The organism is Alkalicoccus halolimnae (genome assembly GCF_008014775.2).
In the GTDB taxonomy this organism is placed as follows: Bacteria; Bacillota; Bacilli; order Bacillales; family Salisediminibacteriaceae; genus Alkalicoccus; species Alkalicoccus halolimnae.
In genome coordinates this window covers 648,136-673,258 of record NZ_CP144914.1, presented here as the reverse complement: position 1 = coordinate 673,258, position 25,123 = coordinate 648,136, and the positions used below count along the sequence as shown (strand labels likewise).

Annotated in this window: 21 protein-coding genes; 12 read left to right on the top strand and 9 right to left on the bottom strand. The window is 45.7% G+C overall.

Translation table 11 applies throughout. The annotated features are described in order from the left end of the window. Positions 1-43 precede the first annotated feature (43 nt). The 5 genes from FTX54_RS02980 (at position 44) to FTX54_RS02960 (ending at position 5,524) form a co-directional block, all read left to right on the top strand. A complete protein-coding gene (locus FTX54_RS02980) occupies positions 44-1,405 on the top strand; it encodes an extracellular solute-binding protein (RefSeq protein WP_147804915.1) in 1,362 nt (453 codons plus the stop codon). Between the two features lie 80 nt (positions 1,406-1,485). Further along, a complete protein-coding gene (locus FTX54_RS02975) occupies positions 1,486-2,367 on the top strand; it encodes a carbohydrate ABC transporter permease (protein ID WP_147804914.1) in 882 nt (293 codons plus the stop codon). A 13-nt stretch (positions 2,368-2,380) separates the two neighbouring features. Continuing rightward, positions 2,381-3,262 (top strand): carbohydrate ABC transporter permease, encoded by an 882-nt coding sequence (locus tag FTX54_RS02970; protein WP_147804913.1) that lies wholly within the window; start codon positions 2,381-2,383, stop codon positions 3,260-3,262. A gap of 24 nt (positions 3,263-3,286) precedes the next feature. Then, a complete protein-coding gene (locus FTX54_RS02965) occupies positions 3,287-4,876 on the top strand; it encodes a glycoside hydrolase family 43 protein (protein ID WP_147804912.1) in 1,590 nt (529 codons plus the stop codon). A gap of 3 nt (positions 4,877-4,879) precedes the next feature. Then, positions 4,880-5,524, top strand: a complete 645-nt coding sequence (locus FTX54_RS02960) for a YesL family protein (RefSeq protein ID WP_147804911.1) — start codon at positions 4,880-4,882, stop codon at positions 5,522-5,524. A 579-nt stretch (positions 5,525-6,103) separates the two neighbouring features. Here the strand turns inward: FTX54_RS02960 and FTX54_RS02955 are convergent. The 4 genes from FTX54_RS02955 to FTX54_RS02940 form a co-directional block, all read right to left on the bottom strand. Continuing rightward, positions 6,104-6,784 carry a haloacid dehalogenase type II gene (locus FTX54_RS02955; protein WP_147804910.1) on the bottom strand — a complete coding sequence of 227 codons (681 nt, stop codon included), beginning with the start codon at positions 6,782-6,784 and terminating at the stop codon, positions 6,104-6,106. Next, positions 6,777-7,283, bottom strand: a complete 507-nt coding sequence (locus FTX54_RS02950) for a GNAT family N-acetyltransferase (RefSeq protein WP_281285265.1) — start codon at positions 7,281-7,283, stop codon at positions 6,777-6,779. The genes FTX54_RS02955 and FTX54_RS02950 overlap by 8 nt, the downstream gene beginning before the upstream one ends. Positions 7,284-7,499: 216 nt before the next feature. Beyond that, complete coding sequence (locus FTX54_RS02945) at positions 7,500-8,384, bottom strand: ADP-ribosylglycohydrolase family protein (protein ID WP_147804909.1); 885 nt, start codon at positions 8,382-8,384, stop codon at positions 7,500-7,502. Positions 8,385-8,873: 489 nt separating this feature from the next. Further along, positions 8,874-9,305 (bottom strand): hypothetical protein, encoded by a 432-nt coding sequence (locus FTX54_RS02940; RefSeq protein ID WP_147804908.1) that lies wholly within the window; start codon positions 9,303-9,305, stop codon positions 8,874-8,876. Positions 9,306-9,697: 392 nt separating this feature from the next. On the opposite strand from FTX54_RS02940, the gene FTX54_RS02935 reads away from it, so the two are divergent. Together FTX54_RS02935 and FTX54_RS02930 are read left to right on the top strand one after the other, a co-directional pair. Next, complete coding sequence (locus FTX54_RS02935) at positions 9,698-11,941, top strand: EAL domain-containing protein (RefSeq protein WP_246125691.1); 2,244 nt, start codon at positions 9,698-9,700, stop codon at positions 11,939-11,941. A 23-nt stretch (positions 11,942-11,964) separates the two neighbouring features. Then, positions 11,965-13,608 (top strand): thiamine pyrophosphate-binding protein, encoded by a 1,644-nt coding sequence (locus tag FTX54_RS02930; RefSeq protein WP_147804907.1) that lies wholly within the window; start codon positions 11,965-11,967, stop codon positions 13,606-13,608. A 191-nt stretch (positions 13,609-13,799) separates the two neighbouring features. Here the strand turns inward: FTX54_RS02930 and htpX are convergent, their stop codons facing one another. Both htpX and FTX54_RS02920 read right to left on the bottom strand, forming a co-directional pair. Beyond that, the gene (gene htpX / locus FTX54_RS02925; RefSeq protein WP_147804906.1) at positions 13,800-14,717 is read right to left on the bottom strand and encodes a protease HtpX; all 918 of its coding nucleotides are present in this window, start codon (positions 14,715-14,717) and stop codon (positions 13,800-13,802) included. Between the two features lie 134 nt (positions 14,718-14,851). After that, positions 14,852-15,835: a ring-cleaving dioxygenase gene (locus FTX54_RS02920; RefSeq protein WP_147804905.1), complete on the bottom strand. Its 984-nt coding sequence runs from the start codon at positions 15,833-15,835 to the stop codon at positions 14,852-14,854. Between the two features lie 1,650 nt (positions 15,836-17,485). Between FTX54_RS02920 and FTX54_RS02915 the strand changes: the two genes are divergently transcribed. Then, entirely contained in the window at positions 17,486-17,791 is a 306-nt protein-coding gene (locus FTX54_RS02915) for a hypothetical protein (RefSeq protein ID WP_147804903.1), read from the top strand. A 51-nt stretch (positions 17,792-17,842) separates the two neighbouring features. Here the strand turns inward: FTX54_RS02915 and FTX54_RS02910 are convergent, their stop codons facing one another. After that, positions 17,843-19,243, bottom strand: coding sequence for an MBL fold metallo-hydrolase (locus tag FTX54_RS02910; protein WP_147804902.1), 1,401 nt, complete (start codon positions 19,241-19,243; stop codon positions 17,843-17,845). Positions 19,244-19,391: 148 nt separating this feature from the next. On the opposite strand from FTX54_RS02910, the gene FTX54_RS02905 reads away from it, so the two are divergent. Then, on the top strand, positions 19,392-20,105 hold the full coding sequence (locus tag FTX54_RS02905) for a 3-ketoacyl-ACP reductase (protein WP_147804901.1): 714 nt from the start codon (positions 19,392-19,394) through the stop codon (positions 20,103-20,105). Positions 20,106-20,886: 781 nt separating this feature from the next. Here the strand turns inward: FTX54_RS02905 and FTX54_RS02900 are convergent. After that, on the bottom strand, positions 20,887-21,780 hold the full coding sequence (locus FTX54_RS02900) for a helix-turn-helix domain-containing protein (protein ID WP_147804900.1): 894 nt from the start codon (positions 21,778-21,780) through the stop codon (positions 20,887-20,889). Between the two features lie 58 nt (positions 21,781-21,838). On the opposite strand from FTX54_RS02900, the gene FTX54_RS02895 reads away from it, so the two are divergent. After that, the gene (locus tag FTX54_RS02895) at positions 21,839-21,961 is read left to right on the top strand and encodes a hypothetical protein (RefSeq protein WP_281285264.1); all 123 of its coding nucleotides are present in this window, start codon (positions 21,839-21,841) and stop codon (positions 21,959-21,961) included. 41 nt (positions 21,962-22,002) lie between these two features. After that, the gene (locus FTX54_RS02890) at positions 22,003-22,848 is read left to right on the top strand and encodes a hypothetical protein (RefSeq protein ID WP_147804899.1); all 846 of its coding nucleotides are present in this window, start codon (positions 22,003-22,005) and stop codon (positions 22,846-22,848) included. Between the two features lie 236 nt (positions 22,849-23,084). Here the strand turns inward: FTX54_RS02890 and arcA are convergent, their stop codons facing one another. Then, complete coding sequence (gene arcA / locus FTX54_RS02885; protein WP_147804898.1) at positions 23,085-24,308, bottom strand: arginine deiminase; 1,224 nt, start codon at positions 24,306-24,308, stop codon at positions 23,085-23,087. A 147-nt stretch (positions 24,309-24,455) separates the two neighbouring features. Between arcA and FTX54_RS02880 the strand changes: the two genes are divergently transcribed. After that, complete coding sequence (locus FTX54_RS02880; protein WP_147804897.1) at positions 24,456-24,905, top strand: flavodoxin; 450 nt, start codon at positions 24,456-24,458, stop codon at positions 24,903-24,905. The last annotated feature ends 218 nt before the right edge of the window (positions 24,906-25,123 follow it).

Genomic DNA, 25,123 nt, shown 5'->3' with positions numbered 1-25,123 from the left:
TGCTATACTGACGTTACACTACATTCCAAGGAGGAATTACTGAATGAAAAAGAAGGCCTTTATCCCTTTTGTGACGCTCTCGACAGCAGCTCTTTTCACCCTTGCCGCATGCGGCAGCAATGACGGTGAAGAAGCAAGCGCAGGTAACTCAGGTAACTCAGGTAACGAAAATACAGAAGGCAGCAATGCCGAAGCAGAACAGGAAGATGTGACAATCGATTTCATGCACCTCTGGCCGGAAGGCAGTTCCCCGGACCACCACCGGATTGTGGAGGACATCATCACAGATTTTGAAGAAATGCATCCTCACGTAACGGTGGAACTCGAAGTTCTCGAAAACGAGCAGTATAAAAACAAGCTCCAGGTCGTCTCTTCTTCCAATCAGCTTCCTGATGTAGGGATGACATGGCCGGCCGGCTTTCTTGAGCCTTACGTAAATGGAGAACTTTTCACCCCGCTTGATGACGTGCTCGAAGACGGCATGCGCGATGACTTCGTTGCGGGTACACTTGATGCTTATTCCGTAGAAGATCAGACTTATGCTCTGCCGCTGGAGTTAAACATTGCACCTGTTTTCTATAACACAGCTATTTTTGAAGAAAACGGCGTCGAGGTTCCTGAAACATACGACGAGCTTCTGGAAGTCATCGACACGCTTGATGAGAACGGAGTTACTCCTATCGCTCTCGGAAACCGCGACCGTTGGACCGGTTCGCTCTGGTATATGTATCTTGCAGACCGCATCGGTGGTCCGGATGCTCTGAATTCAGCGATTGACCGAAGCGGCTCTTTTGAGGATGAGCGCCTTGTCGATGCTGCAGCCAACATTCAGGAAATGGTTGATCATAACGCGTTTGTTTCCGGATTTAATGGTCTTTCCGACCAGGAAGCAAAATCGGAATTCATGAACGGTAATGCCGCTATGTACTTGATCGGTTCATGGGACCTTCCTAACTACACAACAAACGAAGAGATTCCACAGGAATTCCGTGACAGCATCGATTTCTTCAAATTCCCTGAAGTCGAAGGCGGAGACGGCGACATCGACAGCTGGGTCGGAGGACCTGGAGTTGGACTGTTCGTTTCAGAAGATTCCGACGTTAAGGAAGAATCCAAAGCGTTCGTTAAACACTTTACAGAAGAATGGGGCAAGCGCTCTGTAGAAGATGCGGGAGTTATCCCGGGCACGCAGGTAAACACAGAGGAAGTAGACCTGCCTGACTTGTTCATCGACGTGCTTGATGACCTGAACAACGCTTCCAACATTACTCTTTTCGCTGACGTACAGATGAGCTCCAGTGTTGCTGAAACACACTTGAACATGATTCAGTCGCTGTTTGGAGAAGAAGTGACTCCGGAAGAATTTGCAGAAACACATGAGGAAGCCCTTCAGGAAGACGAATAACCCTTTTCTGTCCGCGCCCCATAAGTTCCTCGTGAATTTATGGGGCATTTTTATCAGATTTTTGCGAAAGGAGTATTTATATGAATCAGATTATGTCAGACAAGCGGGTCATCGCTCTCTATACTCTCCCAGCCCTGCTGCTTATTCTTGTATTGATTTACGTACCAATTGTCCTGACCGGCTACTACGGCTTAATGGACTGGGACGGTATCGGTGCCATGACATTTGTCGGCCTTGAAAATTACGCCGCGTTGATCACGGACGGCATGTTCTGGAGCAGCGCCTACCATTCCCTGCTGCTTGCCCTTTTCTCAGTCGGAAGTCTTGTGCTTTACCTGGCCGTCTCTCTCGTGCTATCCAGCAACATGAAAGGGGCCGACCTTTTCCGGAAAATCTATCTGATCCCAATGCTGCTTTCTTCCGTAGCAATCGCTCAATTATGGATGCGTATCTACCATCCTACCAATGGGGTCATGAACCGCTTTTTAACTACTATCGGTATTGAAAATCCGCCTCTGTGGCTTTCTGATACGAGCATTGTTCTGTTTGCCATATTCATCCCGATTATCTGGCAGTATGCCGGGTTTTATATCATCATTTATTATGCCGCATTGAAAAATGTACCTAAAGAACTTGAAGAAGCTGCAAAAATCGACGGTGCGACTCCGGTGCAGATCGCTTATAAAATCAAGCTTCCACTTATCGCCGGTGTTATCAAAGTAACGATTGTCCTTGCAGTTATCGGTTCCCTGAAATATTTTGATTTAATCTATGTTATGACTGACGGAGGACCAAACGGAGCCAGTGAAGTGATGGCTTCCTATATGTATAAGCTCGCGTTCCGGACAAATGACTTCGGTTACGGAAGCGCCGTCGGCTTTTTCCTTCTCGTCCTGATTTTGATCGTTACTTATCTGATCCGTAAAGCTACCACGTCTAAAGAAGACGAAGTTCAATACTAAGGAGGGAATTCCAATGAGTTCCAATACTGCTGCTGCAAGAACAGAAGAAGGAGTGAAAATTGGCTCCTTCCGGCTGCGAATTTCCCGTCTTATTCTTTATATTATTCTCGGGGTCGTAGCTGTGGCGCAAATTCTTCCGCTGATCTGGCTGCTTCTTTTCTCCCTGAAGGATAACCAGGAAGTATTCAACCTTCCTCCTCTTGCCCTGCCTTCCGATCCTCAATGGGGCAACTATGCAAGAGTATGGGTAGATGGAAATATCGGCCTTTACTTTTTTAACAGTGTTGTCGTTACGGGCGTTTCTGTTATCTTAACCGTGCTGCTCGCAAGTCTCGTCACATTTGCGATTACACGTATGAACTGGAAACTGAACAAGGTCGTTCTCGGGCTGTTTATGGTCGGACTGATGATCCCTGTTCATTCCACTCTTATTCCACTCTTCAGCTTTTTCACGACGATCGGGCTGATGGACAATCATCTCTCCATCATCTTAACGTATACCGCCTTCAACCTGCCGCTGACAATGATGATCCTGCTCGGCTTCTATTACACGATTCCGAGAGAGCTCGAAGAAGCAGCGATCGTGGACGGATGCTCGATTCACCGGATGTTCTTCCGGATCATCCTGCCGATTACGGCTCCGGTTGTCGCTACGACAGCGATTATCAATATGATTTACAACTGGAACGAATTTGTGTTCGTTAATACGTTCATCAGTTCAGACAATCTTAAAACCCTGACGGTCGGCATCCAGAACTTCATCGGCCAGTATGCAACAGACTGGGGCGCTATCGGTGCTACGCTCGTTATCAGCATGCTTCCGATATTGATCGCTTTCTTTATTCTGAGCAACCGGATCGTTGAAGGAATGACTTCAGGCTCTGTAAAAGGGTAATTATCGCAAAGGAGTGCTTTGTTTATGACTTTGATTCAAAATCCAATTCTCCCCGGCTTTCATGCCGATCCCTCTATTCTTCGGGTGGGAGATGACTATTATATTGCCACTTCCACATTCGAATGGTTTCCGGGTGTCCGGATCCATCATTCAAAAGACCTGCGCCACTGGCGTTTCGCCGGAAGTCCGCTTACTCGTCGTTCCCAGCTCGATATGAAGGGAAATATGAATTCCGGCGGTGTCTGGGCCCCGTGTCTCTCCTACGACAACGGCACGTTTTACCTTATTTATACTGATGTGAAACAGTGGCACGGTGCCTATAAAGACGCTCATAATTATCTCGTCACTGCCCCTTCTGTGGAAGGACCCTGGTCTGAGCCTGTTTACTTAAACAGCAGCGGCTTTGACCCTTCCCTGTTTCATGACGACGACGGCCGCAAATGGTTCGTCAACATGATCTGGGACTACCGCTCCGGGAATCATCCATTTGCGGGGATCATCCTCCAGGAGCTTTCTTTAGAAGAAGGAAAGCTGACAGGCCCTGTAAAAACAATCTATACAGGTACGGACATTAAATTGACGGAAGGACCTCATCTGTATAAAAAAGACGGATGGTACTACCTTCTCACTGCAGAAGGCGGGACGGAATATGACCATGCCGCAACCCTGGCACGATCGCAGAAACTCGAAGGACCGTACGAAACCGATCCAAACTACCCTCTCGTCAGCTCCCGTGCTAATCCAGAATTAACTATTCAAAAAGCCGGACACGGAAGTCTCGTTGAGACGCAGAACGGCGAATGGTATTTGGTCCATCTCGGCGGACGTCCTCTGAAAGGTAAATACTGCACGCTCGGCCGGGAAACCTCTTTGCAAAAGGTCGAATGGACCGAAGACGGATGGCTGCAGCTGGAGGACGGAGGACATTTCCCCCACGCGGCCACGACCGCTCCTGCACTGGCGGAGCACACTTTCGATCCGGAACCGGCGAAAGATGACTTTGACGATTCGAGCCTGCGCGGCTGCTGGAATTCTCTCCGGATTCCTGTCGATCCTTCCTGGGCTTCTCTTTCCGAACGCCCCGGTTATCTGCGGCTCTATGGGCGGGAGTCCCTCTCTTCGGTGCACCAGCAGAGCCTTATCGCGAGAAGACAGACATCTTTTTACTGCACGTTTGAAACGAAGATTGATTACGATCCGGAATATTACCAGCATAAAGCTGGACTGGTCGTTTATTACGATACGGAAGATCACGTCTATCTGCATGTGACCCATCACGAATTAAAAGGCCGGGTGCTGCAGATTCTCCGCACGGTCAGCGGTAATTACGAAGAAGTGCTTCTGCCGCCGCTGCGCATCTCTCAAACGGGAAGCCTCTACCTGCGCGGGGAGATCCATGAAGACGAACTTCAGCTCTATTACCGCGACGAAGAGATGAACGACTGGTCAAAAATTGGTCCTGTTCTGGATACGACTCATATGTCCGATGATTCGGCACCCGACGTGCGGTTTACCGGCACATTTATCGGGATGGCTTCCCAGGACTACAGTGGAAGCCGGAAACCGGCCGATTTTGATTATTTCCTGTATGAAGAAGAAAAAAAGGAGCGTTAACCTATGTTTATTCAGTGGATGTCCAATCCTGTCTATACGGCATGTGACCGCCTCGTAAAACTGACCTATCTTAATTTCCTCTGGGTTATTTTCACTCTCGCCGGTGGTGTAGTGGCAGGGGTTTTCCCTGCTACAGCTGCCCTGTTTCACATGCTCCGCCGTCTCGTCCGCGGAGAAACGTTAAACGATGTGCTGCAGCACTATGCCTTGTTTTATAAGGAGGAGTTCATCCGCAGTAATAAATATGGCTTGTTTTTCTGGGCAGGTGCTTTGCTGCTGACAGTTAACCTGCTTTTGTTAACACAGTTTTCCGGTCTGCTGCTTATCGGTATCATGTCCGGTATGATTTTTACCATTTTCCTCTTTTTAACGACGCTGGCTTTCTTTTTTCCTGTTTATGCATCGATGCCGGATCTTGGTTTTAAAAACACCGTAAAGCTGGCTTTTTTCCTGCCGTTTTCCAGGACTTCCGTTTTTCTGCTCGCGTTTGGAGGTTCTGCCGTACTGGCAGCTGCCTTCTTCGTATTCCCGGTACTGCTCACATTCTGGGGCGCTTCCGCCTTCGCTTTTCTCTACATGAAAGCTGTGGACATGAAGCTGTCTCCCAAAAGAAGCATTCAGCCGACCAGCGCGTACGGAATATCTTAACCCGATGGTCTATTAATAAAGAAAAGCTCTGCGTCCATAAAACAAGCTTAAGCCCTGTCCGAATAAATTCAGTGCATTTCCCCCTCATAAAATAGCCTCCCGTCAATTTGGCGGGAGGCTTTTGTTACAGCTGTATTATTTGTTCTTTCTTACACTCTCAGGCAGAAGTTTTCTGAGGGCCTCTTCTTCAGCTCCAGAAAGGTGATTCACTTCGCAGGAGGAAGGTATTTCTTATTAAGAGGCTGTATAAATTGAACTTAATATTTATAAAGACAGAATGTATGACCTCGAAAGCGGTCTTCTCTATCGAAAGAAAGAAGGGTGTTATAATTTTTAACGGCCGGCCATACCTGTAGGAAGAACAAAGATGGAAAACAGGCCGCTGGAGTGGACATGGGGCGACTCCAGGGCGAATCAGGACGAGCCGAAGATCCATCCCGCCCGACCGCAGGGAGGAAGGGATTAGCTGAGGCCGGCCCGCCCGGAAAGCGTCCCCATGGAAACGAAGGCTGCCGTTCACCGGATCTGGAACAAATAGATGAAGTGCAATTTATACAGGCAGCATTATCTACAGCTGCGTCATTCTGTTACGTCTTCTTCGGCATTTTCTATATCAAGCACGGCATACAGGTTTTCTCCTGTGTAATCCGGCTTTTCGTACCCCTCTTCAAAAGGCGCTCCGCCCCGGTTAACCCAGAGGGTGTCAAAACCGAACGTGTTTGCCCCTATAATATCCCAGGAGTTCGACGAAACAAACAGCACGTCCTTACGCTCTACCTGAAAATAATTCATAGCGTACTGATAGACAGTCTGGGACGGTTTGAACTGCTTGATATCATCTACGCTGACGATGCTTTCCAAATAGGGAAGCAGAACCGACCCTTCAATCAGCGGCTCCAGCATATCCTTTGATCCGTTTGATACTACTGCGTTCAATGCACCGGTCTGTTTAGACAGCACTTCTTCACTTTCCGGGAAAAGTTCCAGCATTTCGTATGCTTTTATACAGGAAGTAAATTCGCTCTGCCCGGGATTTTCCCCGTTGGCCTTCAAAGAATATGCGAGCGCATCCGCCGTTACTTCTGAAAATGGTTTGTAGATCCCGGTCATCTGCCGGATAAATGCATACTCAATCTGCTTTTTTCTCCATACGGCTCCAATGGATTCTGCTTTATCCGGGAAGTATTTCTGGAGCGTTTTTTCTGTGGAAGTAACGTCGTAAAGGGTTCCATAGGCATCGTACATGATAACTTTATGCATGCTGTTCCTCCTCTGACACAGCGGGGCTGCGCCTTTCCATTAGAATTGTATCGTGCCAGACTCCGTTCAATGACGCAATTTTCTCCCGGTATCCTACCTCGCGGAAACCTGCTCGTTCGTGCATCCGCCGGCTTACCATATTTCTGCTGAAAATGACAGCCTGCAGAGTCCAGATCCCGTGGGCTTCACTTTCTTCAATCAGGTGACTGAGCAGCCTGGTACCAAGTCCCATCCCTCCCATGTCAGAGCGGACGTAAATGCTCACTTCCGCGACTCCTCTGTACACATATCTCGGGGAAACAGGACTCAGAGCGGCCCATCCTGCTGTCGTTTCTCCTTTTTCAATCACATGCCGGCAGAAGGAGTGGTGCTTCTCATTCCACTGCTTCCAGTCAGGTACCGCTGTTTCAAAAGTAGCCAGTTTCGTAGCCAGCCCTTCTGCATAAATTTCTTTTACCTTCGGCCAGTCTGCAGATGTCATCTTTCTAATCGAAACCACGTTCCCCCACTCCTCTTTCCAGCTGTCATTAGTCCTGTTGATCAAATTCCCTCTATAATTTATATTAAACGAAACATAGAATTCAGAAAAGCTTCCCCTTTACAATCCCGGGCTCGATCGTGCCATTTTCCCTTTCATGTCCTTCGTGGCAGGGGTCTGATTCAGCGAAGATAATTAAAAAAGCAGTTCCCCGGATTTTCGGAGAAACTGCTTTTTTTAGTTTCCAGCGCGGATATTGAACAGATCGCTCGACATACTATCCAGTTCTTCATGGATAAGAATTTTATCCGTGAATTTTCCCGGCAGTCCGGAATAACCGGTTTCCAGGCCGCTTAATCCTCCTGCAATAGCAGCAGTCGCATTTGCATTTTCTCCTTTGTTCGCCAGCGTCTCCACGACAGAAGAAAAATTCGTTTCTTTCATCAGTACGTAAGTGACCCAGTGAAATGTTTTAAGGACGCATCCACCAGGAAGCTCCCCGGGTTCTTCGCTTAGAGAGCGTTCGTATCTCGTTCCGGTTAAACGATGAACAAGGGCCTCTTTCAGTGCCAGGTTTTTTTCAAGCATATCGTAAACGACGCTGTTATAGAGGGCACAGGCTTCCGAAGCAAGCTGTTCCGGATGGGTAATTTCCGATTGAGCATTGGAAACTTCGATCATTTTAGAGTAATTTCTGTAAGCCAGGCTTACCGGCAGTGTACGCATTAAAGAACCATTGCCGACGTTTTCGGTACCGATATCATCATGGGCCATTTTTGCAGCCCGTTCGAGCGGCTCGCCGTGTTTAAAGTATGCAAGAGAGCAGTGAACCGTTAACCCGACGTTTTTCGGTTCTGAATTCAGCCAATGGAGAAACTGGTCAGCAATTTTCTGGACCGGCTCTATCGGATTCGCTACAATCCCCCGGGCTACAGAGAGCATCATAAAGATATCATCTGTAGTTTCTCCCGCCTCTAAATGCCATTTGCCTCCTCCGATTATTTCGTCGACCGTCCCGTAATCTTTTTTTATCTGCTCTTCAGACATAAATTCTGTCGTTCCTCCGAGCGCATCTCCTATCGCTGAACCAAACAAGGCTCCTTTAAGACGATCAAGCTGCATATGGCTCTCCTTCCTGCATGACTTATGCGTGGGTGTGAAACAGGGCAGCAGCCCTTTCTATAGGTGAGACCATTAAGAAAACAGACATTCTTAAAGTGCCGTATATAGCTTAGGTAATCAATTAAATCTTTACCCTGTTAAAGCATCCAGATTATTTTTTTACAATTCTCCTGTTATTAAAGTTATGGCTGTCCCAAATAAAAACTTAGCTGACAGCTTTACCCGTTCGTTTCCTATTCCCTGCTTTCCTTACATTAACACATCTGATTCTCAACCCTGTGAAGACCTGTGCATCTTTCTATTTATAAAGCTGTCTTAAAAACCATCTATTATATATTACCTCGTTTTTCATCCTTCTTAGGAAGAAGCACGCTTTCAAAAGGATTCGCTGCCCCTGTATCGAAAGATCTTACCATCCATTATGATGCAGCATTCCTGTCTGAATCTCTCTGTTAATTTCCTGTGAAGAAAAAGAAGCTCCGGAAGCCGTCAGCTTCTTGGAGCTTCTTTTTTAGGGATTTCTACTGCATCTTCTTCATAAACGTCTCCGTCCCAGTGTTCGAGCTCAAAACGCGCTTCTTCCCGCTGCTGTTTTTCGCTTCTATCTGAATCCTTCAGCTGATCAAACTTTTTCACAAAATGTTTGACCACGTCGGTATACGTATAGGTGGTAGGAAGGTAATCGATATCTTTATGCACGAGAGTCGATTTCTGATGAAATTCTATCCGAAAACATCGGTCTTCATAGGCACTTGGGACTTCGAATAAGGTAACATCAAATGTTCCTGTTCTCGCTTTCAAACTCTTTTTTACGGCTGCTTTTTTATCCCCGGGCTTCTTCTTTTCCGTCTTTTGATCAATCAGAGTAATGGTAATAACAAAAGCAAAAACGATAACGAGCATCATAAGAAACCATAACATTTACATGACCTCCCTTTTTATTCTTCCTTTCTTTTTCATACCATTAAGTAAAGCAGGTATTTGAATCAGTACGTTCTGACAATATTGTGGAAAAAGGATTTTATCTCTTTATCGAATCTTACTCCCGCCGGGGGTTTTTTTCAAGAAAGCTGCCGTTTACCGAAAGAAAAATTGGGGAATAAACTTAAATTGATATAAGACGGTTTATGGAATAAGCTCACACCTGGGATTACTGGCTTTCGTTCTTTATATTAGTTACGCAGGACCCGTGTCTTTTGTTTCATTATGCTTTTTAATAATTTTCATAATGCCTATTTTTGTTTTTTTTCAGTGTTTTTAGTTCCGCTGTGCCAAAATTATCGTTATACTGAAATGAAAGGAAGGTGAGGACATTGAATGGAAGAATAACAGCTGATTTCGTGAATGAATCCAGAGAAAAATGCTGGCAGGCTGGAATGGATCCTGGAGAGGTCCGCATCCCCAGTGAACGTATGTCCGCAAGGGAATTGTTCACTAAACGAAACGACTACAATGAAATTCTGGAAGTTGTCAGCTTTTTTTCAGATAAAGTTCTTCATTCGCTCGCCGGAACTCCGATTCTTATCGTTATATCAGATGAAAACGGATATATTCTGGATATTGTCGGGGATGAAACGATAAAAGACATGGTTCAGAAACTGGGAATTGAAGCTGGGGTCCGGTTTACTCAGGAGGATTTGGGAACAAACGTCATTTCTCTTGCTCTCCAGCAGCGTCATCCTGTGACCCTGATCGGAGATGACCATTTCTTTCAATTTCTGCACGGCACTGCATGTTACAGCGCTCCTTTTCATTACACAGACTTGGATAACCTTCTTGGAAGTATTTCAATCATGACAGCCCTGGAGGAGAAAAATCCCCTTTTCCTGAACATGCTTTCCAACGTTGTTGACTCTATAGAACGAGAGCTTCTTTTACGCAAGCAGAACAGGAAGCTGAATATTTTAAATCAAATTATGCTGAGCCGGACCCAGAATGCGATCATTGTTACAGATGCGGAAGGCATCGTTACAGAATATAATGCGTTCGCTGAAATTCTTTCCGGGTTTACGAGTGAAGAAATTGTCGGCCGCGATATTTTCAAATCCGATATAACCGGGAAATACTTTCACGATGTTCTCCATAAACAGCAGATATTTAAAGATGTGGAAATGAAGTTTAACAACAACAATAATGATGAAATGATCTGTCTGTTTGACGCACAGCCGATATACGATAATCAAAAGGATACCGTCATCGGGGCGTTTGCGCAGCTGCGAGATATTACAGAACGGTTCCGCCTTCAGGAATCCTACAACTACCTTGCTTATCATGATGAACTGACGGGACTGCCGAACCGCCGGTACTTCCAAAACGAACTGGAAAAGTTTATCGGTGAAAATAAAAAAACGGCTGCTCTGCTGCTGATTGATCTGGATGGGTTTAAGAATATTAATGATACATTCGGCCACAGCAACGGGGATAAGCTCCTGCAGTCTGTATCAGAACGGATGAAAATCTGCTGCAGAGAAAATGGCCTTCTCGCGAGAATAAGCGGGGATGAATTCATGATTTTCATGCCTGACGTTCTGAGTGAAGCCGATGTACGCGCCATGGCGGAAACTCTTTTAAACCAGTTTAAAGAGCCGTTTATGATAGACGAGCGCTGTTTTTTCACAACAGCAAGTATCGGAGCAGCCCTCTATCACGAAACGGTACCAAGCCTGGAAGACTACATGGTGCACGTCGATGCAGCGATGTACAAAGCAAAATCCCAGGGAAAAAATGATTATATGATTTTTTCTCCGGAAATGTATATTAATGAAAGTGAGAACCTTCTTCTGGAAAATGACCTCCGGCAGGCGATTAACCGTGATGAACTGTTTCTTGTCTACCAGGGCCAGGTCGACGCGCGCACCGGTAATATCGTTGGAGTTGAAGCTCTCATCCGCTGGCATCATCCGGAAAAAGGCCTTCTCTCTCCGGCCACTTTCATTCCACTCGCTGAAAAAACAGGCCTGATTTTCCCTCTCGGAGACTGGGTCATCCGTACAGCCTGTGAGCAGCACCAGGAATGGTTAAAAGCAGGGCTGCCTCCTATCAAAGTCAGCGTCAATTTATCTGCCCAGCAGTTTTTAAAGCAGGATCTTGTCCAGACAACCGCCAACGTTATCCGGCAGTCCGGCATCGATCCGCAGTATTTGGAATTCGAGATCACGGAATCGATGACAATGGATTACAGCTATGCTGAAAACGTGATAAAAGAATTGAAAAATCTCGGTGTGGGGGTCAGCATGGACGATTTCGGAACCGGCTACAGCTCGCTTTATTACTTAAAACGATTTAAAATCGACGCCATTAAGATTGATAAAACGTTTATCGATGACCTCTGCAGAGAAAACGATGACGCAACAATTGTCCAGACGATGATAGTTATGGCAGAGAACCTCGGCCTAAGAGTCATAGCTGAAGGAGTTGAAGACCGCGGTCAGCTTGACTATCTGATGGAGCTGGGCTGCTATTTCATTCAGGGCTATTACTTCATGAAACCGCTCTCCGGCAATAAATTTATGGAAGAATATACAAATATTGTAGAAGAAGTGCTCTCAAAAAGATAATTATTATAAGGGGTTGAAGTTAAGTGAAAACGATAGCATCAATTTTAGCAGAACAGTTCCGTACATGGGGAGTCACCCATATGTTTGGCATTCCCGGCAGAGCTGTTGTTCCGTTAATAGTAGCTGCAGATAATGCAGGTGTGTCTTTCGTGTTGAGTAAGCATGAAGGGGCAGCTGGATATGAAGCAGCCGGATATTCGCTCATGTCCCGCCGGATAGGTATAGCTGTCGGCACTTCCGGCCCGGGTGCAACCAATCTGATGACTGCGGCTGCCCAGGCAAAAGCTTCCCATATTCCTATGATTATCTTTACGGGACATCCTTCAATTCAATCGCTCGGCATGCCTATAGGCCAGGATTCAACATCGTTTGGCACCGATGTCACCGCTATGTTTTCTTCTGTGACGAAATACAGCGGAAGAATTGACCGTGCCGACCTTGTCAAGCCGATCCTTCAGCATGCTTTAAGAGAAGCTTTTTCAGGCGTTAAAGGACCGGTGCATCTCTCCATTCCTGCCGATGTGCTTCTGGCTGATGCAGAACCTTTTTCAATCGACATCCCTGAGCCGGATCATGTCATCTCCACAAAGCTTCCTGAAGTGGAGACTCTGATCAGCCGGGCGGAACGTCCCCTTCTCCTGCTCGGAAAAGGAGTGCATTCCTCCGGGGCCTATAAAGAAATTGAACAGTTTGCGGAAGCTTTTCAGCTTCCTGTGGCAACAACCCCGGGAGGTAAAGGAACTTTTCTGTCCAAACATCCTCTGTCTTTAGGCGCTTATGGACTTGGAGGCACAGACGCTGCCAGTGAATACGTGGAGAGCGGTATCGACACTCTGATCGTCTGCGGCTCGAAATTAAGTGACATGAGCACAGCCGGCTGGAAACCGGAACATTTTCCTGAGCAGATTATTCACTTCGATGCCGATCCCACTTTTATCGGCAGAGCAATGAACGTGAAAACGACCGCTGTCACAGGAGACTTAAAGGCAAATCTCAACCACCTCCTCCAGGCGCTTCCGCCGGGAAAACTGACAGATGCTCCTTCCTATGTACTGTCAGGAGAGCAGGCGGCGGCGGTGGACGAACAGGAGACAGAAAACGGCTCCGGTTATCTTTCTTCCGTTGCGGCTGTAAAAACTATTAACCGTTCCCTCCCGCCGAACACTACGCTTTTTGGCGATGACGGGAGCCACACTTTTTATGCTATTAAGCATTATGACATTAAACAGTCGTGCGGCTTTTACTTTGATGATGTATTCGGCGCCATGGGTCACGGGATCGGATATGCTGTAGGTGCAAAGCTGGCAGCCCCCGAAGAACCCATCGCCTGCCTTACCGGAGACGGATGTATGTTCATGCACGGGACAGAAGTAGCTACCGCAGTCGAATCCAATGCTCCGGTTCTGTTTATTGTGATGAATAACCAGGCACTTGATATGGTCGATAAAGGTATGAAAGTACATATCGGCAAATCCGTCGGTACGAAATATCACACCCCTCTTGATGTGGCAGGCTTTGCTTCTTCGCTCGGAGCAGAGTCAGTCACGTGCCGTACGGAGGAAGAACTCGAAAAAGCTCTGTCAAAAGTGTTCCCTCTGCATCACCCGTTTGTCGTCGAAGTAATAGTCGATCCAGACGAAATTCCTCCTACTATGCGCAGAGGCTGAGTAGCGATGTTTTCTTTAAGCTGCCTTTAAAATCAAGTAGATAAACGCGGGCTTTCGTTTCCATGGGACCGAAAGCGGCTGGTTACAGAAGCGGAAACGATTTAAGAAGTTCAACATATATAGATGTTCTATTTTCAAAACAGCCATAAAAAAAGACCAGCTGGATTAAAAACATCCAGCTGGTCTTTTTATTATCTTTCTTCCAGTCGTGCAATTCTTTCATCAAGGTCCGGGTGGGAGGAGAAAAGCTTTGCCACTCCGAGTTTTCCGTTGATTTTCATCGTCTGTACTGCAGAATCATCGGTGCGGTTGTCTTTGACGTTCGCCCGTTCAACGTGAGCTTTCAGGGAACGGAGAGCGTGGGCCATCTTATCTTTTCCGGCCAGATCCGCTCCACCCCGGTCCGCATGGAATTCGCGGTACCTGGAGTACGCCATGACGACGATACTTCCAAGAATGGAAAAGAGAATCTGGAAAATAATAATTGCTCCGAATCGGACGATGAATTCAAGCTCCGGACGTACAAGCCTGGACACGAGAATCGCAGCAATCCGTGAGAAAAACACAACAAACGTGTTCACAATACCCTGCAGGAGCGTCATTGTCACCATGTCTCCATTAGCAACGTGCGCTACTTCGTGGGCAATAACACCTTCAACAGCATTGTCATCCATCGACTGCAGAAGCCCGTGGGAAACAGCTACGAGTGAGCGTTTCTTCGAAGGACCAGTAGCAAAAGCGTTGACCTCTGAGGACTGATAGATACCGACTTCCGGCATATGCATAAGCCCTGCAGCTCTGGAAAAGCGGTGGACCTTTTCGACCACTTCTTTTTCCTGACGGGAAAGGTTTCCATCAGGATCCAGTACTTTTATCTTCATCATCTTTTTGGCTATCCATCTGGACATGGCCAGTGACATAAAGGATCCGACAAAACCGACCAGCAGACTAAAGATACCAAGTGACACATAATTGATTCCGAGACCGCCGCCGCCTGTTTCAAAAGATCCGCTGACGCCGGTAAAGCTAACAATCAGCGTCCAGGCAACGATGATGGTTGTTATAACGAGGATGTTCGTTAAAATAAATAATAAAACTCTTTTTCCCATTTTTCTGCCTCCAAATATAGTATATCCATATTCATTATACATGAAGTACGCAATTCAAACTAGAAAGTTTCACTATTTCCTTTGTTTCAGAAAAAAATGTCTCCGCAGCACAAAGTACCGGGAGACAATGACTTTTATTCGTATTCTTTCTCAAACGTTTTTGTACTTCTCAATGTATCAATCGGGCGGACGTAATTTTCAATCTGCTCCCGGCGCGGCTCGAGCATCGGAGGAAGCGATAACTTTTCGCCGAGCGTTTCGTAAGGCTCATCTTCCATAAATCCCGGTCCGTCTGTAGCAAGTTCAAACAGAATCTGGGGAGCGACACGCGTGTAAAGAGATTTGAAATAAAAGCGGTCAACAAACCCCGACGTCTGAAATCCTAACCCGTGCAGCCGGTCTATCCACTGATCCAGCACCTGTTTGTCCGCTACGCGGAAAGCCATATGGTGAACGGTCCCATAGCCCTGCTGAGCGGGCTGGAGCACCGTGCTTTTCTCCACAAAAAGCTGCCCGCCGTTTCCGCCTTCTCCGACTTCAAATAAGTGAAGCGATCCTTCTGAATCAATTTCCTTAAATTCAAATGCTTTCTCCAAAACTTCTTTAAACCCCTCAAACGGCTCAATGCGTATATGCATCGGTCCGAGTCCCGTAATCGCATATTCAAGCGGGATCGGTCCATCCTGCCATGGAATGCCTGCAGGTACCCCTTTATTGTATTCATCCGAAACGAGCATATACTGCTGCTCATCAAAATCGCTGAAGCTGAGAGTTTTCTTTCCAAAAACTTCTTTCACACCCGTATGTTTAACATCCAGCCGGTTAAAGCGCTTCTCCCAGTACTCAATGGCTTCATCGCCGGGTACGCGGAAGCCTGTTTTATAAAGTTCATTCGTGCCGTGGGAACCTTTTGGGATACCCGGAAAATCAAAAAACGTCATATCCGTGCCCGCGCTCCCTTTATCATCTGCAAAAAACAGGTGATACGTCTGAATATCATCCTGGTTTACGGTCTTTTTAACAAGTCTCATTCCGAGTACATACGTGAAAAATTCATAGTTTTTTTCAGCGCTGCTCGTAATGGCCGTGACATGGTGAAGTCCTTTTAATCCTTCCATTAATGGTGCCTCCTGTAGATTAGTTTTTAAATTAGGCTCTGTTAAAGCTCCTTGTTGTTTTCGGAGTGCCTGCGGCTCTTTTTTCTTCGCTTGCCGCGGAGAAAGCCTTCAGCTCTCCCTCCCTTGCGTCCGGGAGGATCTTCCCGCTTTCTTTTTCCGCAGGCGTCTTGAAAAATCACCTTAGCACTGGTTTTTACCTTGATATCTTCTTAATCCAACCAGCAGGCTTTCTGTATTGGAAAATCAAAACGAAGCGGAAACATACCCGTGGAAGAAGGAGATTGGAAGATCCCGCAGGACACAGCCCTACCCGGAAATCTCCTCCACGGCAGGCCAGTTGAAGCGAAGTTTTCTTATATATATCAACAACAGAATGCTTTAACAAAGCCTTAAGTTAAAATGATAATTCTGTGCATTCGAAATAACCTGGAATGCAAATTATCTCGAATTCGAGATAATATTACTTTATCTTATCTGTTTTCTTCTGTCAATTTATATGTTTCTACCCGTGTAAGGATGGTTCCAGCGGACAAACGAGGCTTTCTGATCCCGGGCTCCGTTTTGTTATTCGTTTAAAATCGGAAGTGCAGGGAATGAAGAGAACCGAAGCGCAGATTACAAGAAGATCCGCTGTAATTAACAGAACCGGGGGACATAAAAGAACTTTCTTCTGAAATAAAAGAACTTATGTCTGAATGAACAGAACCACCCGCTGCATTAAAAGAAACGTACGCCCCTCCACTCTGCCTTACCTCCTTCAAGCCCTTCGCAGAACGAAAATTGAAGGCGGTTTATAATTGAATCCATTTCATAAGTCTCTGTCAGAAAGGTATTTCCGAACTTTGTGAATGATTTCCCACTTCAGACGGACGCTTTCCGCGGGGCTCGTCTTCAACTAATTCTTCCAGTGCTTCACACAGGAAGAATGGATTTTCAGACTTCGCTTCATCCCGCCGGAGTCACCGTCTGTCGTTTCAATCATCCGACTTGATATACGAATATTCATATTATTATTTGATGAAATGTTTGTAAAAAACTTAAAAAGTATATTATGAAATTCATTCAATTAAGAAACATTTTTACAGGCGGCACGTATAAAAAAGTAGACTTACTGAAAAGCTCTGTTAAAGTCAGGGTTCTTACACACGTTTGGTTAAAATATTTTATATCTAACAAAAAAGCTGATTTCACCCTTAAAACTTCTATTATTTAAGCATGATCCACCAGCTTTTTAAGTGAAGTTATCTTCTGTCATCGTATGCCGAAAAGCCAAGCCCCCTTTTTCGCTTAAAAATCCGGAGCTTTAACAGAGACATTCATGCAAAATCCCTGCGCCATGAGGCATGAAAGAGTCCTTCTATAGGAATGGATCTCCTCTCTATATAGGTAGAATCAATGATATCCAGCAAAGGTCTTCTTAATTAGGGACAGATCTCCTTTTCTTTGATTTTTACTGTAAGCTGGAGTGGACATGGGACGACTGCGGAGCGATGGAGGACGAGCTGAAAATCCATCCCGTACGACCGCAGGGAGGACGGGGTCAGCTGAAGCCGGCCCGCCCGGAAAGCGTCCCCATGGAAACGAAAGCGACTGTTTATCACTTATCTACTTTATTTTGCAAGGCAGCCTACAGAAAAGGATGATGACACGATGACCCAATTCCTCGTTCATGTATTAATACGCGGAGCTGTACTGATGGCTGTGCTGATGGGAATTGCTTTTTTCTTTAATATTTCACTCGTCAACGTCATGCTCGTCGGCGGAGTGCTTACAGCCTTTTTCAGCTACAGCGGACCAGGCTTTAACCAGCTCCGTGAAGGATATACGGCTACTGCTTCTTTCGGAAATTACATACCGAAGCAGCAGGAAAAACAGCTGCCGGTCAGCGCTACTTTTGCCGCCTCCTGTCTGATCGTTATTGTGAGCATTATAGCCAGCTTTATTATCGTATTATAAAAAAACTCCCCGGGTAACGCTTATTCCCGGGGAGTTTTCTTTTTTCGTTCATTATGACGTTACAGCGAGTTCAGCTTTTTTCCACTCCTGAAACCCGTGCTGCAGGTTTTTCACGTCAAAGCCCTGGTTCAGCAGAATACTTGCAGCGATAGCGGACCGCACTCCGGTTTCGCAGTGAACAGCGACCGGTTTATCTTTAGAAAGTTTTTTCTCACCTTTTTTCTGAAGCTCGTTCAATTTAATGTGTACAGCTCCAGGAATGTGCGCCGTTTTCCATTCATCGTCAAAACGAACGTCAGCAACCTGAATGCTGTCCTTTTCGCTCAAGTCGGACGCAGAAACATTTTCATAGGTGCGGAGTCCGCTTCCTTTCAATGTTTTTGGAGAGAAAAATCCTTTAACATTATCCAGTCCGATTTTTGCAAGCGCCTGGAGAATGTCCTGCTGATCTTTTTCTTCGGTAATAAAATAGAGGTCTGCTTCATAATCAGCGAGCCAGCCCATCCACTCGAGGAAAGGCCCCTCCAAAGCAATATTCACTGTTCCTTCTGCGCTTCCACCCGCATAGGCAGCAGGACTCCGTGTATCAACAACCATGACATTCTTATCTTCAGCCAGCTTTTCAATCTGTCCGGCATTGTACGAGTAGCGTACCGGCTGTTCAATGCTTGAGAGAAGCGGTACACGTCCCACGTTAATTTCTTTCATTTTCCCGAAATAAGATGGCGGTTCCGGCTGCCCGTCAAGGAGAAAATCGATAAATTCTTCTTCCTTATCAGGTTGAAGAGCCGGGTTAAACAGCTTCTCATAACCGACAGTCGATGTTGGGACAGCTCCCAGTGCCTTGCCGCATGAACTTCCAGCCCCGTGTCCGGGCCAGATCTGCAGGTAATCATCCAGCTGTTTAAATTTTTTCAGAGAGGCAAACATTTGTTCAGCCCCTTCTTTTGCGGAATCTTTCACCCCGACCGACTTTTCCAGCAGGTCGGGACGGCCGACATCGCCTACGAAAACGAAATCGCCTGTGAAAATGCCAATCGGTTTATCCGGATTTGCGCCGTCTGTGAGTAGAAAGGAAACGTGTTCCGGCGTGTGACCCGGGGTGTGTAGAACCTCCATCCACGTGTTGCCTACTTCAATTTTGTCGCCTTCTTTCATTCCTTTTGTTTTTTCTTCATCCGGAAAGTCATATCCTCCGTTTTCCGCCCCTTCAACAGAATGATAGATAACAGCGCCTGTACGACTTGAAAGCTCACGGCTTCCTGATACGTAGTCGGCATGAATATGCGTTTCGAGAGCTGCTGTAATAGTAAATCCCTGCTCCTCAGCTGCTGCTGTATATTCATCCACCTGCCGGGACGGATCAATCACCGCTGCTTCTCCGGTTTTCTGGCATCCTACCATATAAGACGCCTGTGCAAGTTTATTGTCGTAAAAATACTTCAAGTACATATATACCCCACTCCCTATTTTTATTCTACTATGAGTGTTTCCTCATTCTCCAAATTTTAAACATAAAGCAGAAATTTTCACGAAAGAAGTTTCTTTCTTCCGCATTACGTTAATAGATAAAGAGATACCAGGAAAGGATGAAACTAACATGCAGAATTTAACAGGAAAAAAAGCACTTATTACAGGAGCGAGCCGGGGAATCGGACGGGCAACGGCCCTTGCTCTCGCAGCTGAAGGAGTTAAACTCGGACTTACAGCCACGTCTAAAGAAAGTCTCTCGGGAGTGGAAGAGGAACTGAAGAAAATGAAGGCAGAGTTTTACAGCGCGCCGGCGGACGTTTCTTCAGAAGAAGAAGCGACCCAGGCAGTAAAACAGCTGGAAGCAGAACTCGGTGCATTTGATATCGTCATAAATAATGCCGGTGCTGCTGTCCGGGGAAAGTTTATGGATCTCACAGCAGCCGACTGGAAAAAAGCACTCGACGTAAATGTAATGGGAATCGTGCACATTACGAAAGCAGCACTGCCCGGAATGATTGAAAAAAACAAAGGGGATATTATTAATATTTCCTCGATGTCCGGCTTAAAAGGCACCGAAGGCTCCGGAGCTTACAGCGCCTCAAAATTCGCTGTGCTCGGTTTAAGCGAGTCCCTGATGCAGGAAGTACGCAGAAACAATATTCGCGTCAGTGCCCTGACTCCAAGCCTTGTGGAAACAGATTTGACCCGGGGCGATGGCGAAAGAAACCCTGATAAGTTTATGCAGCCGGAAGATCTTGCCGAATACATGGTTTCCCAGCTCAAGCTCGAACAGCGAACGTTCATTAAAACTGCTGCCCTGTGGGGAACCAACCCGTTTTAACAACAAAACAAGCAGTTGACATGCATCCTTTTAGAATGACGGAACTTCACCGCAGCCGGCCCGCCATTCGGGATACAGACGATATCAAGTCCCCCGGAAAAGCATCGGCTTGTAAAGGAAAGAAATCCGTACAGAACAATAATATTAAAAACGAGCAGGGGGCCGGACGGGCTCCCTGCTCGTTAGGCTGTTTACAAAGTAATTCTTCCTGTATATGTATATAGTTGGCTGTTTCCACTTTCGAAGAGTCGATTTCCGGAGGGCACTCTCTCAGCTGACCTCCTTTTCATAAAACAAAGAATCATTCTTCCGGAGTCACCTTCTACAGCTCCAGCATCTGAACAAAAAGAAAGACTTTGCTGCGAAAACAAGCGTACTTCATACAGGTTTTTCCTATAAAAAAAGTGATTTTCTCTGCAGTGTCCGGCGGGGACGCCAGTGGGATTAAAGCGCAGTCTGAAGATCCTTTCCAATGCAGCCAGGCATTGGAAATAGCTGAAGACAAGCCCCACGGCAGGCTTCCGCCGGTAAGCGCAGGAGAAAATGCAAGGAATAGAATAAATAAACTTCTTTCTTTACTTAATCAACACTCTGACGAGCAGGGAGCCGCACGGGCTCCCTGCTCGTTTTTTGTCGGTAACATAAGCATGCTTATATTTTTTTCGTGTAAGAAGGTTGCATTTCTATTTTTCGAAAGGTAGGATGAAAATCAAATATTAAGAAAATTCCAATCATACCGTTTAATTACAGGCAGTCTTCTGCCGGTCCGAAGTCAAAAGAATTAGTCCAGCTGATTTAAAAAGGAGGATTTATGCTCCCATAAAAGTCTGCTGTACAGTTTTTTATTTAGAATTTCAAATAGAGACAGCGCACGCTGGTAGCATTCACAGATGATTTCTTTTTCTTCATCAAGCTTTTCATAACACTGGCCTTTATAGTAGTAAAACTGACCGAGAAGAGCCATACTTTCTTTGTGCAGGGAAGCTTCTATCCCAGCTTCAATCGTTTCCAGGGAAGCTGTCGTTTCCCCCATATCGTAAAGCGTTTTTGCCTTATTGTACATGACGCGGATGCGGTAAATATCGATGTCGATCACTTCTGAAGAAACAGGAAGAGCTTCTTCCGGCGAGAGAATTTTATCATAATAGTAGAGGCTTTCCAGATAGTGCCCGTCCGCTGCATACAGAAAGGCGATGGAATTCATAATGCTTATATGCAGATGATTTCTTCGGATAAGAATAGGATCCTCTTCCTGGAGGAGCGATTTGAATATGTAAATCGTTTCCTTTAGTGAACGAAAACCTAAATAATGTTCGCTTAAATATTGCAGCCAGCCCGTAAACAGTTTCATCCATGGAGGCAGTGGGCTGGAGAGCCCTTTTATGCAGGCAAGTATTTCTTCGTGTTTCTGCTCGGTGCTTAAACGATTGAGTTTTTGGATCACTTCATTTTGTTTTTCTTCCGGTTCTTCGAGGAGGACTTCAACAAAGTGCGATAAGGAAGTGTCCAGCTTGGAAGCGAAATAATAAAGAGTATCTACTTTAGGGTAAACTTTTCCTTTCTCAATCTGGGAAACAGCCGGCTGGGTGCAGATCCCTTCAGCGAGCTGCCCTTGTGACATGTTTTTCTTTTTCCTGAGCATTTCGATAGATTGTCCAAGCTTGTTTTTATTCATTCGATCACCTGTTTTCCAGTATTAGGACAATTATACTACATTAAGGAGGGTTGTTCACATGAAAACACTTTTCATATTATTTGCGATGGCATTTACATTTGCCGGATTTGGTACTGTTTCCGCCGCTGATTTCCAGGAAGCAGGCGAAGTGCAGCAGCAGGACCTTCCATACGAAAGATAAGGAAGCTCGATAGTGCAGACATGTTAGAGGGAGGGTAAAGCATGAGTCGAGACACCGAGAGCACATTTTCAGAGCTTGTTAAAGAAACCTTATCTTTACTGAATACACGCTTCTCCTCCCTGCTGAAAGTGGCCTGCTGGATTGCAGCGCCGCTTTTAGTTCTGCACCTCGTTCTGGGGGCTGTTTTTGGTCTTCCGTTTATACAGGGTCAAGGGACGGAGCAGACATGGACACAAGTATTTTTAAACGAGCAGGAAGGAAACGCTTTTTCTTCCGTCCAAACTCCTTTTATAGGATTGGACCTGCTTTTGTTACTCAGCTATCCGCTGCTCTGGGGAGCCGGATTATACTATTTGATCTGGCGGGAAAATGAACCAGTTTCAGAAAAACAGGCTCTTCGACATGCCCTTGCCAGTTATTTTCGAATGATCAGCAGCTGGATTGCCTACATATTTTATATGACCATTATTGGAATTGGCATCGTTGTCGCTATTTTACTTTTTTCGCTTTCCGGAATACTTATAATAGAAATCATCGGTATTGCTGCAGCGGTCATCCTCACTCTTTATATTTCAGCGAGGATCTGCTTGTTTTTCGGTTTTTCCGTTATCGATGGAAATTTTGCCGGGATAAGCCGCAGCTGGAAATTCACACGCGGTTTCGGCTGGTGGATAACCGCCTATTTAGTTGTCTTTTTCGTTACAATGTCATTAGTGGACCGGACAGCAGCGGCTGTACTACAGACGACTTTGGGAAGCAGTGTTCTGCAGATGATTATTCAATATCTCGTTTATGTACTCACCAGCCTTGTAGCTTTAACCGCCTACGCGGTGCTTTTCAAAGAAATGAAACGACGAAACTTTTCAAAGCTCGGCGTAGATCTATAATTAGTATTGATACAATTCAATAAAAGGCTGCCTTGAAAATAAAGTAGAAAATCGGTGAACGTGCGCTTCCCCCCCGGGAGGCGGAAGCAGCGAACCGTCTGCCTGTACATAATAAACACTTTATAAACAGCCTGCGCCGCCATGACGGCTTTTATCATGGCGGCGCCTCTCTATTTATCTGCATTATATAATCATCCTGTGTATCAATAATAATGTACCTTTCAACGGTGATGCCTTTATTTCAAGTCTTTTCTGTAAAGCGGCATACTCATGCAGCGCGGGCCGCCCCTTCCTCTTACAAGTTCAGAGCTGGGTACTTCGATCACTTCTATTCCGTTATCCCGAAGCAGCTCATTGGATACATAATTGCGCTCGTACGTAACTACTGATCCCGGAGCGATCGCGAGCGTATTAGACCCATCGTTCCACTGCTCTCTGGCCGAAGCTATTTTATCCTCTCCCCCGCACGGAATTAAATTCACTTCCGCAAGGCCGAGCACTTCCTTCAAGGTCTCCTTCAAATTCTCCCGCCGGTAAATGCGGATCGGATCTCCTTTTTCGAGAATAAAAATGTTCATCTTTCCATCTTTATCAACTACCTGGGCATGTGTCGTGAACTGGTCGTAATCAACCATCGTAAACACCGTGTCCAGATGCATGGAAGATCTTTTTTTAGGAATCTCCACGGCTACCACTTTTTCAATACCGCTGCGCTGCTTGAAAAGATTCTCTGCAATCTGCTCCACAGCCCGGGCCGAGGTTCTCTCACTCACTCCGACAGCAAGAACCGTTTTACTCAGAACCAGCTCATCTCCTCCTTCAATAGGAAAGTCATATAACCGGTCAATCCAGAGGGGAATATCCACTCCCGAAAAACGCGGATGACGATGGATAATGTGTTCTATAAACATGGATTCGCGCCTGCGCGCAGGCTGGCTCATCGGATTAATGGAAATCCCTTCTCCGATTACCGCCGCAGGATCTCTCGTGAAATATAAGTTGGGCATCGGATCAAGATAAAAAGGATAGTGGCGCGCCATCATTTCATACAAGTGCTGCTTTTTCTGTTCAGGAAGTTCTTCTTTTAAAACTCCGGAAATCATACAATCGACAAGGTCAGGAGAATTTTTGGAAAGAAGATATTCTTTCAGCGCCTTTGATGATCCATCAGCCGGAAGCCTCGATTCCCTCATCATTTTCTCTACAAAATCCGATCGAGCCTCTTCACTCTGCAGGGATTCCGCCATCAGTTTATCAAGATAGAGGACTTCAATTCCCCGCTCCTGAAGAGCAGCGGCAAAGACATCATGTTCCTTCTGCATCGCAGGTAAATAAGGAATATCATCAAATAAAAGCTGTTCCATCGATTCAGGCGTCAAGTTTTCGATTTCATTTCCCGGGCGGTGAACCAGCACGGATGTAAGCTCCCCTATTTCAGAATGAATATTAATTGGCTTCAAGTCCCCTCATCCTCTCCTTTAAATCGTACCTATGACAACAGGAAATCCCATCGAAAATCCTTATTTTCTTTTGTTCCCTTTCTTTAGCTTTCTCATTCCTTATATAATAAATTAATAAAGAACTATTTTTTGAAAGAAGGTGTTAAGATGAAAGTTGTTATTATATATGCTACATTGAACGGCCATACCGAGGAACTCGCTTCTCTTATAGAAGAAAATCTGAAGAGCGGGGCCATCGAAGTGGATGTAAAAGAGTCGTATGAGATTTCCGGGAGTGACCTTCCCGCGTATGATGCTGTCCTGATTGGAACGTATACGTACGGGGATGGGGATGTCCCGGATGATATGCTCGATATTTATGAAGAGATCGAGGAAATGGAGCTCGATGGAAAACCAACGGCTGTATTTGGTTCAGGAGACACTTTTTACGATCATTTCGCAGGAGCAGTCGATAAATTTACCGATCTCCTGAAAGCACGGGGGGGAAAGATGATTACGGAAAGCATGAAAGTCGATATAATGCTCGATGAAGAGGAAGTGGAAGAAAAAGCTTCCCTGTTCAGCAAAGAAATTTCTGCTTCTCTTCTTTCTCAGTAAAGTCACTCAAAATTTGATTACTATTACATGAATAATGTCCGAATCGTCATGAAAACCCTTTTTCATGACGATTTTTTATATTCCTCCTCACTAAAATGTAATTATTATATTGACAAATCATCCCAAAGTTATACATTTATATACATAAGCATGTTTTTGTAATACAGCTTTAGGCCGTTTTCTATTGTACAGACAACCTTCCAGGCAGATGAGCATGT